Source organism: Zhongshania guokunii, assembly GCF_040892635.1.
In the GTDB taxonomy this organism is placed as follows: Bacteria; Pseudomonadota; Gammaproteobacteria; order Pseudomonadales; family Spongiibacteraceae; genus Spongiibacter; species Spongiibacter guokunii.
Map to the genome: position 1 here is coordinate 511,594 of NZ_JBFRYA010000001.1, position 14,811 is coordinate 526,404.

The 14,811-nt window shown below is 50.8% G+C and carries 14 protein-coding genes; 9 read left to right on the forward strand and 5 right to left on the reverse strand.

Annotated features, from left to right (window positions below):
• Nucleotides 1-84 precede the first annotated feature (84 nt).
• On the forward strand, nucleotides 85-348 hold the full coding sequence (locus AB4876_RS02355) for a hypothetical protein (protein WP_368380039.1): 264 nt from the start codon (nucleotides 85-87) through the stop codon (nucleotides 346-348).
• Between the two features lie 77 nt (nucleotides 349-425).
• Here AB4876_RS02355 and AB4876_RS02360 read toward each other — a convergent pair whose 3' ends face one another.
• The 3 genes from AB4876_RS02360 to AB4876_RS02370 form a co-directional block, all read right to left on the reverse strand.
• Nucleotides 426-845, reverse strand: a complete 420-nt coding sequence (locus AB4876_RS02360; protein ID WP_368380040.1) for a SulA-like leucine-rich domain-containing protein — start codon at nucleotides 843-845, stop codon at nucleotides 426-428.
• A gap of 4 nt (nucleotides 846-849) precedes the next feature.
• The gene (gene lexA / locus AB4876_RS02365) at nucleotides 850-1,452 is read right to left on the reverse strand and encodes a transcriptional repressor LexA (protein WP_368380041.1); all 603 of its coding nucleotides are present in this window, start codon (nucleotides 1,450-1,452) and stop codon (nucleotides 850-852) included.
• A gap of 173 nt (nucleotides 1,453-1,625) precedes the next feature.
• Entirely contained in the window at nucleotides 1,626-1,946 is a 321-nt protein-coding gene (locus tag AB4876_RS02370) for a DUF6763 family protein (RefSeq protein WP_368380042.1), read from the reverse strand.
• Nucleotides 1,947-2,201: 255 nt separating this feature from the next.
• Between AB4876_RS02370 and AB4876_RS02375 the strand changes: the two genes are divergently transcribed.
• Nucleotides 2,202-3,317: a mechanosensitive ion channel family protein gene (locus AB4876_RS02375; RefSeq protein ID WP_368380043.1), complete on the forward strand. Its 1,116-nt coding sequence runs from the start codon at nucleotides 2,202-2,204 to the stop codon at nucleotides 3,315-3,317.
• Nucleotides 3,310-4,053 carry an S-methyl-5'-thioinosine phosphorylase gene (locus tag AB4876_RS02380; RefSeq protein ID WP_368380044.1) on the forward strand — a complete coding sequence of 248 codons (744 nt, stop codon included), beginning with the start codon at nucleotides 3,310-3,312 and terminating at the stop codon, nucleotides 4,051-4,053. The genes AB4876_RS02375 and AB4876_RS02380 overlap by 8 nt, the downstream gene beginning before the upstream one ends.
• 41 nt (nucleotides 4,054-4,094) lie before the next feature.
• Here AB4876_RS02380 and AB4876_RS02385 read toward each other — a convergent pair whose 3' ends face one another.
• Complete coding sequence (locus tag AB4876_RS02385; RefSeq protein WP_368380045.1) at nucleotides 4,095-4,874, reverse strand: CsiV family protein; 780 nt, start codon at nucleotides 4,872-4,874, stop codon at nucleotides 4,095-4,097.
• Nucleotides 4,875-4,917: 43 nt separating this feature from the next.
• Complete coding sequence (gene mfd, locus AB4876_RS02390) at nucleotides 4,918-8,361, reverse strand: transcription-repair coupling factor (RefSeq protein WP_368380046.1); 3,444 nt, start codon at nucleotides 8,359-8,361, stop codon at nucleotides 4,918-4,920.
• Nucleotides 8,362-8,522: 161 nt separating this feature from the next.
• On the opposite strand from mfd, the gene AB4876_RS02395 reads away from it, so the two are divergent.
• The 6 genes from AB4876_RS02395 to nqrE all read left to right on the forward strand — a co-directional run bounded on the left by AB4876_RS02395 (nucleotide 8,523) and on the right by nqrE (nucleotide 14,798).
• On the forward strand, nucleotides 8,523-9,989 hold the full coding sequence (locus AB4876_RS02395) for a glyceraldehyde-3-phosphate dehydrogenase (RefSeq protein ID WP_368380047.1): 1,467 nt from the start codon (nucleotides 8,523-8,525) through the stop codon (nucleotides 9,987-9,989).
• 231 nt (nucleotides 9,990-10,220) lie between these two features.
• Nucleotides 10,221-11,561 carry a Na(+)-translocating NADH-quinone reductase subunit A gene (locus tag AB4876_RS02400; RefSeq protein WP_368380048.1) on the forward strand — a complete coding sequence of 447 codons (1,341 nt, stop codon included), beginning with the start codon at nucleotides 10,221-10,223 and terminating at the stop codon, nucleotides 11,559-11,561.
• Between the two features lie 3 nt (nucleotides 11,562-11,564).
• A complete protein-coding gene (locus tag AB4876_RS02405; protein WP_368380049.1) occupies nucleotides 11,565-12,761 on the forward strand; it encodes an NADH:ubiquinone reductase (Na(+)-transporting) subunit B in 1,197 nt (398 codons plus the stop codon).
• Nucleotides 12,754-13,521, forward strand: coding sequence for a Na(+)-translocating NADH-quinone reductase subunit C (locus AB4876_RS02410; protein WP_008247647.1), 768 nt, complete (start codon nucleotides 12,754-12,756; stop codon nucleotides 13,519-13,521). The genes AB4876_RS02405 and AB4876_RS02410 overlap by 8 nt, the downstream gene beginning before the upstream one ends.
• Nucleotides 13,522-13,524: 3 nt before the next feature.
• Nucleotides 13,525-14,190, forward strand: coding sequence for an NADH:ubiquinone reductase (Na(+)-transporting) subunit D (locus AB4876_RS02415; RefSeq protein ID WP_368380050.1), 666 nt, complete (start codon nucleotides 13,525-13,527; stop codon nucleotides 14,188-14,190).
• Nucleotides 14,190-14,798, forward strand: coding sequence for an NADH:ubiquinone reductase (Na(+)-transporting) subunit E (nqrE, locus tag AB4876_RS02420; RefSeq protein ID WP_008247650.1), 609 nt, complete (start codon nucleotides 14,190-14,192; stop codon nucleotides 14,796-14,798). The genes AB4876_RS02415 and nqrE overlap by 1 nt, the downstream gene beginning before the upstream one ends.
• Nucleotides 14,799-14,811 lie beyond the last annotated feature (13 nt).

Genomic DNA, 14,811 nt, shown 5'->3' on the forward strand with positions numbered 1-14,811 from the left:
TGGCGGTTGGCGTCAGGCTTTATAGATTTGATACAATAGCGCCAACGGCGTCGTGTTGGCGTTAGTAATATCAAGGAATCTTTTGTGCTGTCATATTTAGAATTGGTTGAACTCGCTAACGGTGACGTTGTACTGCAGCGCTCGGAAGGCGATGAAAACCCTTTGGTGACAATTCGTTTTTCCAAAGAAACGCGGGAGCATATCAATGGCTCTTGCTTGGAAATAGCCCGCGCCATGGTTCAGGCCGGAATTGAGGCGGCTGCTATTTCTGCCGATAATGAAGCCTTTGCTGACGAAGATGAGGCCGATTTGGAAGACCCCGAATTACAGACCAAAATAATCCACTAGCGATTTTTATTTCGTTTGTTTGCTCAACGCCAACTCCTTTGGTGTTGAGTCTGATGTATAGATGTCTATGCGTGAGGCTAGTGATTTTGCATTAGTATCACTAGGCACTCTGCGGCGCCAGCAAGCGCGGCCACTTCAAGTGACTGGCGCTCATCAGGCCGCAACGGCCGGTCCAGCAATATCGCCACGGTGTGGCTTTTACCGCGTTCAAGGGCGCGCACCGCAATTTCTGTTAAATCCCGCTCGGTATTTGAAACTACCTGTAGTATTTTCTGATCGTGCTGATGGCTAGATGCGCTCAGCAAGGGCTTTAAGGGGCGGTCAGCAACCCAGCACAGCCAGCGTTGATCGGAGTTGGCGCTAAGCTGAACTAACATAGCTGCAAGCAGTGGCCGCGACAGATGCGACTCACTGTGCATGGTGATTTCGGTGATCTGGCCAGCGGCAACCGCTGACTCAGAGTCGTAGTGTAGTGGTAGCTGTTCGATACAAGTCATGATTTTAACTCCCGCGCCGTAATACACCAACACTTAAGCCTTCGATGGCAAATTCTTGTTCACGTAAATCAACTTGAATGGGCTGATAGTCTGGGTTTTCGGCAATTAGAGAAATCTGGTATTTGTTCTTTTGCTGCTGAAATCGTTTAACCGTAACTTCGTTGTCTAGGCGTGCTACCACAATTTGGCCGTTACGCGCTTCGCTGGTGCGATGCACGGCGAGTAGATCGTCTTCAAAAATGCCCACATTAATCATGCTGTCGCCTTTTACCCGCAGAAAATAGTCTGCGCTAGGTGAAAAGATCGAAGGAGGCATGTCGCAGTAATCTTCAATATTGGCTTCGGCCAGTATTGGGTTGCCTGCTGCCACTCGGCCGATAATGGGGATTCCCAAGTTTTCCGGCAGGCGAATGCCTCTGGATGCGCCTGCAATAATCTCGATAGCACCTTTGCGGGCAAGGGCTTTAAGGTGCTCCTCGGCGGCATTGGGTGAGCGAAACCCCAGCACTCGTGCGATATCCGCGCGAGTTGGGGGGTAGCCAGTGTCGACGATGTGGTCTTTTATTAGCTGTAATATCTGGCTTTGCCGTGCAGTGAGCTTTTCCATAATTTCAGTATCTGTTTATCTATACAGGTACTGTTAGTATATACAGTGTTTCGGTGATGGCAAGTGTAAATGTATTAGCCGCAGATATTTTTGTATGGGCAAAAAAAACCGCCATATCGATGATATTGGCGGGTATTTGAGGTTGTTCGTTTAAGTCTCGATGTAGCGTTGTGTCAATATTCGTCAAGTAGGCCGTTAACGATATCCGATTCTATTTCAGAGAGCGGGTTGTTCCAGTTTTCGGGCACCATAGTGTCGTCGAGAAAGCGGTAGTCATCGTCGCTTAGTTCAAAGGCGTTGCGCCAATCCTCGGGCTCTTCGACGGTTTCTAAGCTTAATTGTCGCCAACTTTCCATATCGTATTGGCAGAGTTCACCGTCAATGAGTTGTACCTCCACAGAATCACTGCCGTCATCGACCGCCACTACTTCAAATAGTTGCTCAGTTTCAGTGTCTTTATACCATTTGCCAACTTGGGGTCTAATTCTAGCCATGATTTCAACCTCTACTAAAGCCTGTATCCAAACTAACACTTAAGAAATTGCTGTCTAGTAGGTATTTTTAGCGACAGCGCGGAAAAGCTAATAGGTTTTGCAGTGGGCCTTTTATACAATTCGCTGTATATTCAGTGGGCTAGCAACTATTTTTAATCTGTTTTTCTATTTGGGAAATGGTTTTTTATGGTGCATTTGCATAAGCCTTGCTGGCTTAGCAATGAAATTGTATAGAAATAACGATGGATTCGAGCAATGTTTGAGCAGTGGTGGAATAATTTTCAGCCGGACCAATACCCCTGGCTGGGCGATGTTTTTGTTGTCGTAATCATTATTTTAACGGCAAACTTATTTTTTAGCCGCTTAATGGCTCGCTTGGCGGTGAAGTTTGCTGCAACCCGGAATTTGTGGGATGACGCGCTGTTAGAAGCGGCCCGCAAACCTGCGCTGTTGATGATTTGGGCAGTGGGCGCTAGCCATGTATTAGAAATTATTGTGCGCTCCACGCAGGCTGAGATTTTTACTGCCCTAGAGTCGCTGCGCGCGGTGGCTGTGGTGCTCATTCTTGCTTGGTTTTTGGTGTCGCTGGTGCGGCAGGTTGAGCTGCGGCTATTGTCGGATGATTATTCTGCCAAGGACGAGCCAATAGACCGGACTACGGTGATGGCGCTCGGTAAATTAGTGCGCTCGGCGGTCATTATTGTGTCTGCGCTGATGGTGCTGCAAAACCTCGGCTACAGTATTTCTGGAGTATTAGCCTTTGGTGGTATCGGCGGTATAGCCGTTGGTTTTGCGGCAAAAGATATGCTCGCTAATTTTTTTGGCGGCTTAATGGTGTATTTAGATCGGCCGTTTTCGGTTGGCGACTGGATCCGTTCGCCTGATAAAGATATCGAGGGTACAGTTGAAAACATCGGGTGGCGCCAGACCCGAATTCGCACGTTTGATCAGCGCCCGCTTTATGTGCCTAACGCCACATTTATGCAGATTTCCGTTGAAAACCCCTCACGGATGTTGAATCGTCGAATTTATGAAACCATTGGCGTGCGCTACCAAGATGCAACACGCTTGCCTGAGATTATAGATCGCGTTAGGTCGATGCTTGAAAATCACGCTGACATTGATCTAGCGAAGACTTTGATTGTTAATTTCAATAAATATAATGCCTCTTCGTTAGATTTCTTTATATACACCTTTACCAAAACCACTAATTGGGTGGAATACCATCGGATTAAACAGAACGTGCTTTTGCAAGTGCTCGACATTATTCACGAGCTGGGTGGCGATGTAGCTTTCCCAACCAGCACAATTAAATTAGACCCTATTACTATTGAAAATGCCCAAGGGCGCTCGGAGCAAAACCATGAGTAAGACTATTGCGGTTATTGGCGGAACCGGATTGTGTGACTGGCCGGGCGCTGAAGTGCTGAAGGAGACAGTAATTGAAACCCCCTTTGGGATGCCGAGCGCACCGCTGCAGCGTATTCGCTACGAATCTGCAGAATTTTTGTTTCTCGCTAGACACGGTCACGGCCACGAAATCCCGCCCCATGCCATAAACTACCGAGCGAATATCTCTGCACTTAAGCAAGCAGGGGTAGGTGCCATGATTGCCGTGAACGCGGTTGGGGGAATTAGTGAGCGCTTTGTGGCTGGGGTGATCGCTATTCCAGACCAAATTAATGATTACACTTGGGGTCGTGCACATACTTTTTTTGATGGCAGTAATGGCAAGGTCGAGCATGTCGACTTTAGTTATCCCTATAGTCAGGATTTGCGTTCGCGGCTTGCCAATGCAGCGGTCGATGCCAATATCGCTTTCGAAGACTACGGCGTGTATGCGGTGACACAAGGGCCGCGCCTCGAGACGGCAGCGGAGATTCGGCGCTTAGCTAAAGATGGTAACGATATTGTGGGAATGACGGCCATGCCGGAGGCCGCTTTGGCGCGGGAGGCGGGAATAGAGTACGCCTCTATATCGCTAGTGGTTAACCCCGGTGCTGGGCTTGGCGATGATATTATCACCATGGATGATATTCGCGCAGTGATTGATACCGGCATGCTTCAGGTTAAATCAATACTTGCGCACTGCATTGCTGATTACTAAATAGCGGTAGGCCGGTCAGGCTTAGTGACCGGCCACCTAGCCTATTGTTTTGGTGCAGAAATCTTAGTGATTTTAATAATCGCGCCGAATTTGGGGTGATCAATAAAGTGCAGTTCGTCGCTGCGCATCCGCCGCTGCTGCTTCATCACCACAATTTGCTCAATTGGAAAATCACTGGCTTCCTGTGCGGGCTGGGTGTTCGCTATGAAGTCAGGATTTTGCAGCTTAAACTGAGCGTATTCTGGACTAGCCTCAAAGGCCTCGTCAATTAGTGGTGCCGGCTCTTCTGGCTCGTTGTAGCTCATTGGTTGGTGGGGTAGGTAGTAGTTGTTTTCCCCGCGATCGCCGTAGCTAATTAGCCATAAATTGGTGTCTACATGAAGGTAGCGTTCGACGCCAATGCGAATATAACCCTCGAGCTCATAGTGTTTGCCGACCTGTTTACCGCCTTGAATTAGAATCGCAGGAGATTTTTTGCGGGCTTTCAGGTCTTGCTCCCAACTTGCTTGAAACAGGGGTTTGAAGCGCGAGGACATGCGAAGTGATGCGGCAACTTTAGCGAACTCGGGGTCGCTCTTGTCAACGATATGTGGAGATGCACTTGTGCTATCGCCACTTTGTAAGCGCACCCATTTCCGCGGGTAGCGTAAGTGGATATTGTCGGGCCAGTCTTCCTCATACATATTGGCCGGATCATTATTTGCGTAAATTATCATGTCGACATGGTAACGATCAGAATTTTGCGCAAATGCCACGGCACTGAATCCCCATAGCAATATAGCCAGCAGGACACAGGGGCGGAGGCGATGTAGTGTACTCATAGTGCTTGGTCTCGTTTTTCAATGCGGGCTTACTATCGCAGTTCTAGTGCTTGGCTTCCAGTTTGGCGAGCAGGGTTTCGACAAACTCAAAGCGCTGCTGTGGTTCGATCAGCGCTTGTTTGAATTTTAACGCATTGGCGCCGTCGAGCTGATAACTGGCCGGTGCGGTTTGCACTAGCTTTACTATGTTCAATGGGTGTACCTGGGTGTCTTCGGCAAATTCCACCCGTCCGCCTTGATTTGAAGCTTCGATTTTACTGAGACCAAGTGCCGCGGCATGCAGGCGTATCTCGGCGCAGCGGAACAGGTTTTTAACTTGGTCTGGTAGAAGACCGAAGCGATCGATCATTTCCACTTGGAGCTCGCGCAGTTCGTGGCTATTGTTGGCGCCAGCAATGCGTTTGTAGAGCATGAGTCGGCTCTGAACATCGGGTAGATAATCGTCGGGGATCAGTGCCGGCAGGCGTAAATTCACTTCGATATGATCTTCGGCATTATTTTCAAGGTTGATTTTTTTGCCCTGCTTTATGGCGTTAACTGCGCGGTCGAGCATGTCCATATACAAGGTGAAGCCAATCGAATGAATTTGCCCGCTTTGGCCCTCACCAAGTAATTCGCCAGCGCCGCGAATTTCCATGTCTTGGGTGGCGAGGGTAAAACCCGCGCCCAAAGTGTCGGCTTCGCTAATGGCAAGCAGGCGTTTTTGCGCGTCACCAGTGAGCTGCTTTACTGGCGGTGTTAATAAATACGCGTAGGCTTGGTGGTGCGAGCGCCCAACGCGGCCCCGCAACTGGTGGAGTTGGGCGAGGCCGAATTTATCGGCGCGATCAATAATAATGGTGTTGGCATTGGGTACGTCGATACCCGTCTCGATGATGGTAGAGCAAACCAGTACATTGTGGCGCTTGTGGTAGAAATCGCTCATTACCTGTTCCAGCTCGCGCTCGCGCATTTGGCCGTGGCCGACGCCGATACGTAGCTCTGGAATCATTTCCTCTAAGTCGCGAGCGACTTTTTCAATGGTTTTAACTTCGTTGTGCAGGTAATACACCTGACCGCCGCGCAAGATCTCGCGCAGAATGGCTTCTTTGATTAGTCCCTTGTCTGATTCCCGTACAAAGGTTTTTACCGACAAGCGCCGCGCCGGCGGGGTGGCGATTATAGATAGGTCGCGAATGCCGGCCATCGACATGTTCAATGTGCGAGGAATAGGGGTGGCGGTCATGGTTAGCACATCTACTTCGGCGCGTAGGGCTTTGAGCGCTTCTTTTTGGCGAACCCCAAAGCGGTGCTCTTCGTCGATAATCACTAAGCCAAGGTTTTTGTAGTGAATGTCGTTGCTGAGCAATTTATGGGTGCCAATTAAAATGTCGACTTTGCCGGCGTGGAGCTCGGCAATAACGCCTTTTTGTTCGGCGGCGCTTCTGAAGCGTGACAATACTTCGATATTAACCGGCCAGTCGGCGAAGCGGTCGCGAAAGGATTCAAAATGCTGTTGGGCGAGCAGGGTAGTGGGCACCAAAATGGCAACTTGGGTGCCGTTTTGTACCGCGACAAAGGCGGCGCGTACCGCGACCTCGGTTTTGCCAAAGCCCACGTCACCACAGACTAGTCTGTCCATGGGGCGCGGCGATTTAAGGTCGCTGACCACGGCCTCGATCGCGGCTTGCTGGTCTGGGGTTTCCTCGAAGGGGAATGCGTCGGCAAATTGATAATAGTCTTCGTCGCTGAGCTCAAACGCGCGACCTTCACGGGCTTCACGGCGAGCGTATATATCGAGTAGCTCGGCGGCGACGTCCCGAATTTTCTCGGCCGCTTTACGCTTGGCCTTGCTCCATTGTTCGGTGCCAAGGCGATGCAGTGGCGCGGTGTCGTCGTCGGCGCCACTGTAGCGGCTAATCAGCTGCAGTGATGTTACCGGCACATAAAGTTTGGCGCTGTCTGCGTATTCCAGCGCTAAAAATTCACTGGCTTGATTGTCGATATTGAGCGATTGCAAGCCAAGATAGCGGCCCACACCGTGGTCGGCGTGAACCACCGGCGCACCGATGCGCAGCTCGGCCAGATTTTTAACTACGCTCTCGGCGGTGCTGATAGCGGCTTTTTTACGGCGCCGACTCTGGGATACGCGCTTGCCGAAGAGTTGAGATTCGGCTACTAAGGCAAAGGGCTCAGGTTTGCTGCCGGCAATGCCCTCGTCTAGAGGGGCGATGGTAATGCCGAGCTTGGCGTTGCTGTCGGCGAATTCTCGCCAGCCGTTGAATGGCTTGGGTTTAAGTTTGTGGCGACCGAGGAGGTCGATAAGCGCTTCGCGGCGGCCCGCTGATTCGGCGCAGAGCATCACTTTCCGGGCGCCGCTATAGCTGCGCAGTGCACTAATAGGGTCGCTGTGTTTAGCATCTATCGTTAAAGACGGCGCCAGCTCAAAGGGGAAGTTCTCATTGCCGGTAGCGCTGGGAATGGCGGCTTCGCTCAAAGCGACACGGGGATAGCGTTTGAGGCTGGCAAATAACTCCGGCACGGGTTGGAATACCAAGGCAGGGGGTAATACTGGCCGCTGTAAATCGCCAATGCGCTGTTCATAGCGCTGCTGAATATCTTGCCAATAATGCTCCGCCGCACCTTCAATACCCGCCGTATTTAAAACATGGGTGTTCTCGGGCAGATAGTCAAACAGGGTGCCAGTTTCACTGAAAAACAAGGGCAGGTAATACTCAATCCCCGAGGGTGCAATACCGTCGCTCACGTCTTGGTAGACCGGACATTTGCGGTGATCGACGTTGAAGCGCTCGTGCCAGTTGCGGCGAAATAGGGCAATGCCATCGTCGTCTAAGGGTACTTCCTTGCCGGGTAGCAAACTTATGCTGGTGACCGATTCGAGGCCGCGCTGCGTCTCGGGGTCGAAACTGCGCAGGCTGTCGATTTCCATGTCGAGCAAATCTAGCCGATAGGGCGCCTCGCTGCCCATTGGAAATATATCAATAATCGCACCGCGGCTGGCGTATTCGCCGTGCTGGTAAACCGTGTCTACGTGGCGGTAACCACTTTTTTCTAGTTCGCGCCGAAACTCGCTAATGTCGATGACTTGGCCGCGCTTGAGTACCAAGCTGTGCTTGCGCACGTAATCTGGCGGCGCAATGCGCTGCATCAAAGTGCTAATGGGCGCGACGAGTATACCCTTGCCCATGGTGGGCAGTTCGCTGAGGGTCCGCAGTCGCTCTGAAACAATATCCTCGTGGGGAGAGAAGTTGTCGTAGGGCAGGGTTTCCCAGTCGGGCAATAAACTCACTGTGAGCTCAGCGGCAAAAAACCGTAGGTTCTGTTCTAGTTGATACGCCGTGGCGGTGTCGGCGGTCAGTACCAGTAGGGGTGCGTCTAGGGCGCGGGCAAGCTCTGCGGCAACTAAGCCGTGGCTCGCTGGGGGGCACTGACCCCAGCGGATTACGCCCGCGTTGGCGGGGAATTTAATGCTTGGTAATTCAATCACAGTAGAGGGATTCAGCTTTAGTCTGCGTTAAATGACGCATTGTAACCCGCTATTGGTAGTTATTACATTGCGTAGATCGCGATGGGCGGTTGAACTTGGGCTCAGTAATAAAGATAATACGCCCTCAAATTTATCCCCCCCTAAAGCAAAGGGTACCTGCCGTGACTGAAAGAAGACGTGAGCGTCCTGATGATTACTTCGCCGATTGGAAAGAACGCGAAGCGTTAGCTGAGGGAATGATCCCTCTGATTGGTAAGCTATACCGCAGCAACAACGTTAAAACCTACATCTATGGAAAGAATCTGGTCAACCTTTCGGTGCTAGATATCATGCAGGCCCACCGCTTTGTGCGGCAGGTTGAGCAAAACGAAATTTCAGAATTTGAAACCTTCCCAATTATCCAAGCTCTCGCCACGTTAGATCTCGGCACTGCGCATATTGATGCGGGTCGGATTGCTGTGTCTTATGAAGAGAGCGGTAAGGCTGCCGGTTTGTCGGTAGAAGACTTTGTTCGCAGTCAGGTAGAAAACCTGATTGGCGGTGCCAAAGATCCGGGGCGTCCATCGCGCGACGTGGTGCTGTACGGCTTTGGCCGTATTGGCCGCTTAGTTGCTCGCCTGTTAATTGAAAAGGCCGGTGGCGGTGCTAACTTGCGTCTGCGTGCGGTTGTTGTCCGTCACGGCGGCGCTGAAAACGATTTGGTTAAACGGGTTAGCTTGCTCCGTCGTGACTCCGTTCACGGTCCTTTCAATGGCACTATCCGTGTTGATGAAGAGCGCCAGTCCTTCGTTGCCAATGGCGTAGAAGTGAAGGTGATTTACGCTAATTCACCGGAAGAAGTCGATTACACTGCCTACGGCATCAACGACGCTATTTTAGTTGATAACACCGGAAAATGGCGTGATGTAGAGGGTTTATCTACACATCTTGGTCGCCCTGGCATCGCCAAGGTTATATTGACCGCGCCGGGTAAAGGCGATATGAAGAATATCGTACACGGTGTTAATAGTGATCAAATTCTGCCTGAAGACACTATTATTTCCGCGGCTAGCTGTACCACCAATGCTATTGCACCGCCACTTAAAGTGCTGGACGACAAGTTTGGCGTTGAGAATGGCCACGTTGAAACCGTTCACTCTTACACCAATGACCAGAATCTAATCGACAATTACCACAAAGGTGATCGTCGTGGTCGCAGTGCACCGCTAAACATGGTTATTTCTGAAACCGGTGCCGCCAAGGCGGTTGGTAAAGTATTACCGGCGATGTTGGGCAAATTGAGTGGCAACGCGATTCGAGTGCCAACGCCTAATGTGTCACTGGCCATTCTCAAGCTGAACTTGAAGACAGAGACCACCAAGGAAGAGCTTAACGAGTTTATGCGTAAAGTAGCTTTGCACTCGCCACTGCGTAAGCAAATTGACTACTCTAACTCGCCTGAAGTTGTGTCTAGCGACTTTGTGGGCTCACGTCACGCCTGTGTATTCGACAGTGAAGCCACGATCGTGAATGGTAAAAGCGCCATTCTGTATTGCTGGTACGATAATGAATTTGGCTATAGCTGCCAGGTTCACCGCGTGCTAGAGAAAATGGCTGGTGTTGAGTACGCGGTTTATCCCCAGGATTGAGTGGGGCGGGCTGGTTTGAGTTTCGGTCAGCCCTGACCATAAATGTTTCTGCTTACCACCGATATCCTGGTCTTTCAGTGGTAAGCAGTTCGGCGAGTCTTTATACTTGCCGCAGTTTTTGAGGCGCACGGCTGGTCACACAGTCCGTGTGTTACTCCCGGGGCGTTTCCGCGCCGGAATTTACGCAGATTTGCAATTTCGCGTTCAACCATAAGAGTGTTAGGCAGCCTTATGATCAAAATTAACAAGGGCTTGGATCTGCCCATATCCGGTGCGCCCGATCAGCATATTGAGCCTGGCTCAAAAGTGCGAGCGGTAGCGGTGCTGGGCTTTGACTATCTTGGTATGAAACCTACCATGGCAGTTAAAGTCGGCGATCGGGTTAAAACCGGACAGTTACTCTTCACCGACAAGAAAACCCCCGGCGTGCGCTACACTGCGCCAGCAACTGGCTTGATTTCCGCAGTAAATCGCGGCGAGAAGCGGGTGTTGCAGTCGGTGGTCATCGACGTCGAAGACGATGAGTACGAAACTTTTAGCAAATACGATGCTGCCGCCCTCAGTGGCCTGAGCGCCGAGCAGGTTGCTGAGAATCTTCAGCAATCGGGCTTGTGGACAGCATTACGGACACGCCCGTACAGCAAGGTACCGGCAATCGGTAGTAAGCCAGCGGCAATTTTCGTAACCGCAATCGACACTCACCCCTTAGCGGCAGATCCCGCAGTTGTGATTGCCGATGCCGAAAGCGATTTCACTAATGGCTTGGAATTACTGTGTCGCCTGACTGACGGCAAAGTCCACTTATGTGTCGCGCCAGGCAGCTCAGTGCCAAGTTTGGATAACGAGCAATTGCGCGTAGCAGAATTTGGCGGCGTGCATCCCGCTGGCTTGGCTGGCACCCATATTCACTTTTTAGAAGGCGCTAGCGCTACTAAAGTGGTGTGGACTATTGGCTATCAAGATGTGATTGCCGTGGGCAGATTGTTCACTACGGGCATGCTAAGCACTGATCGCGTGGTGGCCCTGGCTGGCCCTCAAGTAGAAAAGCCGCGTTTAATTCGCACTCGTCTTGGCGTAAGTCTAGAAGAGTTGTGTGCGGGCCAGGTTCGGCCGGGCAACAACCGTATTATTTCCGGCTCAGTGCTGGGCGGTCGCACCGCGCGCGGCGCGGGCGCCTTCCTTGGCCGCTATCACAATCAAGTGACGGTGCTTGCCGAAGGAACCCAGCGCGACTTTATGGGCTGGTTGTCACCTGGCGTAAACAAGCATTCGGCATTGCGAATTTATATTTCGCAATTTTTTAAGAAGCCAATTGCTTACACCACGAATACCAATGGCAGTGAGCGCGCTATGGTGCCGGTTGGCGCTTATGAACGCGTAATGCCGCTGGACATTTTGCCGACTCAGTTACTGCGGTCAATCATCGTGGGCGATACCCAGATGGCGCAGTCCTTGGGATGTTTAGAGTTGGACGAGGAAGACCTCGCGCTGTGTACTTATGTTTGCCCAGGCAAATATGAGTTCGGCCCGATCCTTCGCGACAATTTAAGCCGCATAGAGAAAGAGGGTTAAGTTATGGGGCTGAGAAAAATTCTTGACGATATGGAGCCGCATTTCGAGAAAGGCGGTCGCTATGAAAAATGGTACGCGCTGTACGAAGCTGCGGACACTATTTTTTATTCGCCATCTAGCGTCACTAAAAGCAATGCTCACGTTCGCGATGGTGTCGATCTAAAGCGAATTATGATTACCGTTTGGTTTTGCGCGTTTCCGGCGATGTTCTACGGTATGTGGAATATCGGCTTTCAGGCCAACCAAATTATGCTGGACTCTGGCATCGCCGCCGGTGAAGGCTGGCGTCATGCCATGATCTCAATGATGGCCGGATACGATCCTGCCAGCCTCTGGGATAATTTCTGGCACGGCTTTTGGTATTTCATTCCGGTTTACGCCGTAACATTTATTGTTGGCGGTTTCTGGGAAGTACTGTTTGCCATGAAGCGTGGCCACGAAGTTAATGAAGGCTTCTTTGTTACTTCAATTCTTTTTGCCCTGATTTGCCCGCCGAGTATTCCTCTGTGGCAGGTTGCCTTGGGTATCAGCTTTGGTGTGGTTATTGCCAAAGAAGTATTCGGCGGCACCGGCAAAAACTTCTTAAACCCCGCTTTAGCGGGCCGCGCGTTCCTCTTCTTCGCGTACCCCGCGCAGATGTCTGGTGACGCAGTATGGACGGCCGTTGACGGCTTTACCGGCGCAACACCGCTGTCTGTCGTAGCCAGCGATGGTATGGCGGTTTTGCAAGAAAAGATGACGTGGATGGACGCCTTCCTCGGCAATATGCACGGCTCAATGGGTGAAGTGTCAACCTTGGCAATTTTCCTGGGTGGCGGCGTACTTTTGTGGACCGGCATTGCCTCATGGCGCATCGTGGTTGGTGTGTTGATCGGTATGTTTGGCCTGTCGATGCTGTTCAACTCCATGCAGAGCGACAATTTAATGATGGCCATGCCTTGGCATTGGCATCTGGTATTGGGCGGCTTTGCTTTCGGTATGATGTTTATGGCGACTGACCCTGTGTCATCGTCGATGACCAATACTGGTAAATGGATTTTTGGCGCCTTGATCGGTTGTATGGTGGTGTTGATTCGCGTAGTTAATCCCGCTTTCCCAGAGGGCATGATGTTGGCAATTTTGTTCGCTAACTTATTCGCGCCGCTAATCGATCATTTTGTGGTGCAGGCAAATATCAAGCGGAGGTTGGCACGTGGCTAATAACGACAGTATCCCAAGAACGCTGCTGGTTGCCGTTACCCTGTGTATTGTCTGCGCTCTGGTTGTTGCCAGCGCGGCAGTTATGCTGAAACCGGCGCAAGTAATCAATAAAGCTCTAGACCGCAAAGCCAATATCTTGGCGGCGGCTGGACTGCTAGTCCCCGGTGAAAGTGTCGAGGAGCAGTTTAAGCAGGTCACGACTAAAATTGTTGACTTAGAAACCGGTAAGTTTACCGATGAGTTAGCTATAAAAGGTTTTGAGCAAGCTAAAGTGGCCAAAGATTCAGCGACTTCAATTGCGCTGGGTGATGACGATCTCGCCAAAATTCGCCGTCGTGAAAACTTCGCTATGGTGTATTTGATAGAGAAAGATGGCAAATACGATAAGGTGATTTTGCCGGTTCGCGGCTACGGCTTGTGGTCAACACTTTACGGCTTTCTGGCATTGGAAAATGATTTCAATACTGTTGCGGGCTTAGGTTTTTACGATCACGGCGAAACGCCTGGATTGGGTGGCGAAGTCGACAATCCAAAGTGGAAGGCGATTTGGCCTGGTAAAGAGATCTACAGTGATGGCGATGTTGCTATTGAACTGGTCAAAGGCAATGTAGACAGCAGCACACCTAATGCCGAAAACAAGGTGGATGCACTTTCTGGTGCGACGTTAACCAGCCGCGGTGTTAGCAATTTGCTGCGCTTCTGGATGGGTGAGCTGGGTTATAAATCTTTTTTAAGCAACTTGCGTTCAGGGGAGGCATAAGCCATGTCGACAATGAGAGAAGCCCTAAGCAAGCCAATTTTACAGAACAACCCCATCGCGCTGCAGATACTCGGTATCTGCTCGGCCTTGGCGGTGACCTCCAGCCTTAAAGTAACGCTGGTAATGTGTATTTCTGTGACCTTGGTGACGGCCTGCTCTAGCTTTGCGGTATCGCTGATCCGCAAACAGATCCCGAGCAGTATTCGTATTATCGTGCAGATGGTGATTATTGCCTCGCTGGTAATCGTGGTCGACCAGCTGTTAAAGGCCTACGCCTTTGCTATTAGTAAACAGCTTTCGGTATTCGTTGGTTTGATTATCACCAACTGTATCGTAATGGGCCGCGCCGAAGGTTACGCAATGAAGAACCCGCCAGTGGCAAGCTTTGTCGATGGCATTGGTAACGGTCTGGGCTACAGTGTTGTGCTAATTAGTATTGCCGTGGTTCGCGAATTGCTTGGTTCTGGCAAATTATTTGGTTATGAAATACTGCCCCTTATTACTGATGGTGGCTGGTATGTGCCTAACGGTTTGTTGTTATTGCCACCAAGCGCCTTCTTCCTGATTGGTATTTTTATCTGGGTTTTGCGCTCAGCTAAACCAGAGCAGGTGGAAAAGGAAGAATTCAAAATCACTAAAAACACTCGCAGCGTTAAGGAGGCTTTCTAATGGAACACTTTATAAGCCTATTTGTGCGCTCGGTGTTTATCGAAAACATGGCGCTGGCCTTTTTCTTGGGTATGTGTACGTTTTTGGCGATTTCCAAAAAAATTCAGGCCGCGATTGGCTTGGGTATTGCGGTCATCGTGGTAATGGCGCTGACCGTCCCGGTCAATAGCTTAATTTATAACCATTTGCTCCGCGAAGGCGCACTGGCTTGGGCCGGTTACCCAGACGTGGATTTGAGCTTTCTCGGTTTGCTTAGTTATATCGGCGTTATCGCTGCCATAGTGCAAATTATGGAAATGGTATTGGATAAATACGTGCCGGCGCTTTACAACGCGCTGGGCGTATTCCTGCCGTTGATCACAGTTAACTGCGCAATTATGGGTGGCTCGCTGTTTATGGTTGAGCGCGACTACGGCTTTGCCGACTCGGTAGTATACGGCGCGGGTGCCGGCACTGGCTGGGCATTGGCGATTGTTGCCCTGGCAGGTATCCGTGAAAAACTCAAATACAGCGATGTTCCCGAGGGCCTGCGTGGTCTCGGTATTACTTTCATCACTGTTGGCTTAATGTCGTTGGGCTTTATGTCCTTCGGCGGTATTGATCTCTAACCGAGAACACTGG

Bases quoted from the DNA above. Each gene is read 5' to 3' on its own strand.
- AB4876_RS02360 (WP_368380040.1), bottom strand. From the start codon at position 845: ATGACTTGTATCGAACAGCTACCACTACACTACGACTCTGAGTCAGCG.
- lexA (WP_368380041.1), bottom strand. From the start codon at position 1,452: ATGGAAAAGCTCACTGCACGGCAAAGCCAGATATTACAGCTAATAAAA.
- AB4876_RS02370 (WP_368380042.1), bottom strand. From the start codon at position 1,946: ATGGCTAGAATTAGACCCCAAGTTGGCAAATGGTATAAAGACACTGAA.
- AB4876_RS02375 (WP_368380043.1), top strand. From the start codon at position 2,202: ATGTTTGAGCAGTGGTGGAATAATTTTCAGCCGGACCAATACCCCTGG.
- AB4876_RS02380 (WP_368380044.1), top strand. From the start codon at position 3,310: ATGAGTAAGACTATTGCGGTTATTGGCGGAACCGGATTGTGTGACTGG.
- AB4876_RS02385 (WP_368380045.1), bottom strand. From the start codon at position 4,874: ATGAGTACACTACATCGCCTCCGCCCCTGTGTCCTGCTGGCTATATTG.
- AB4876_RS02400 (WP_368380048.1), top strand. From the start codon at position 10,221: ATGATCAAAATTAACAAGGGCTTGGATCTGCCCATATCCGGTGCGCCC.
- AB4876_RS02405 (WP_368380049.1), top strand. From the start codon at position 11,565: ATGGGGCTGAGAAAAATTCTTGACGATATGGAGCCGCATTTCGAGAAA.
- AB4876_RS02415 (WP_368380050.1), top strand. From the start codon at position 13,525: ATGTCGACAATGAGAGAAGCCCTAAGCAAGCCAATTTTACAGAACAAC.
- nqrE (WP_008247650.1), top strand. From the start codon at position 14,190: ATGGAACACTTTATAAGCCTATTTGTGCGCTCGGTGTTTATCGAAAAC.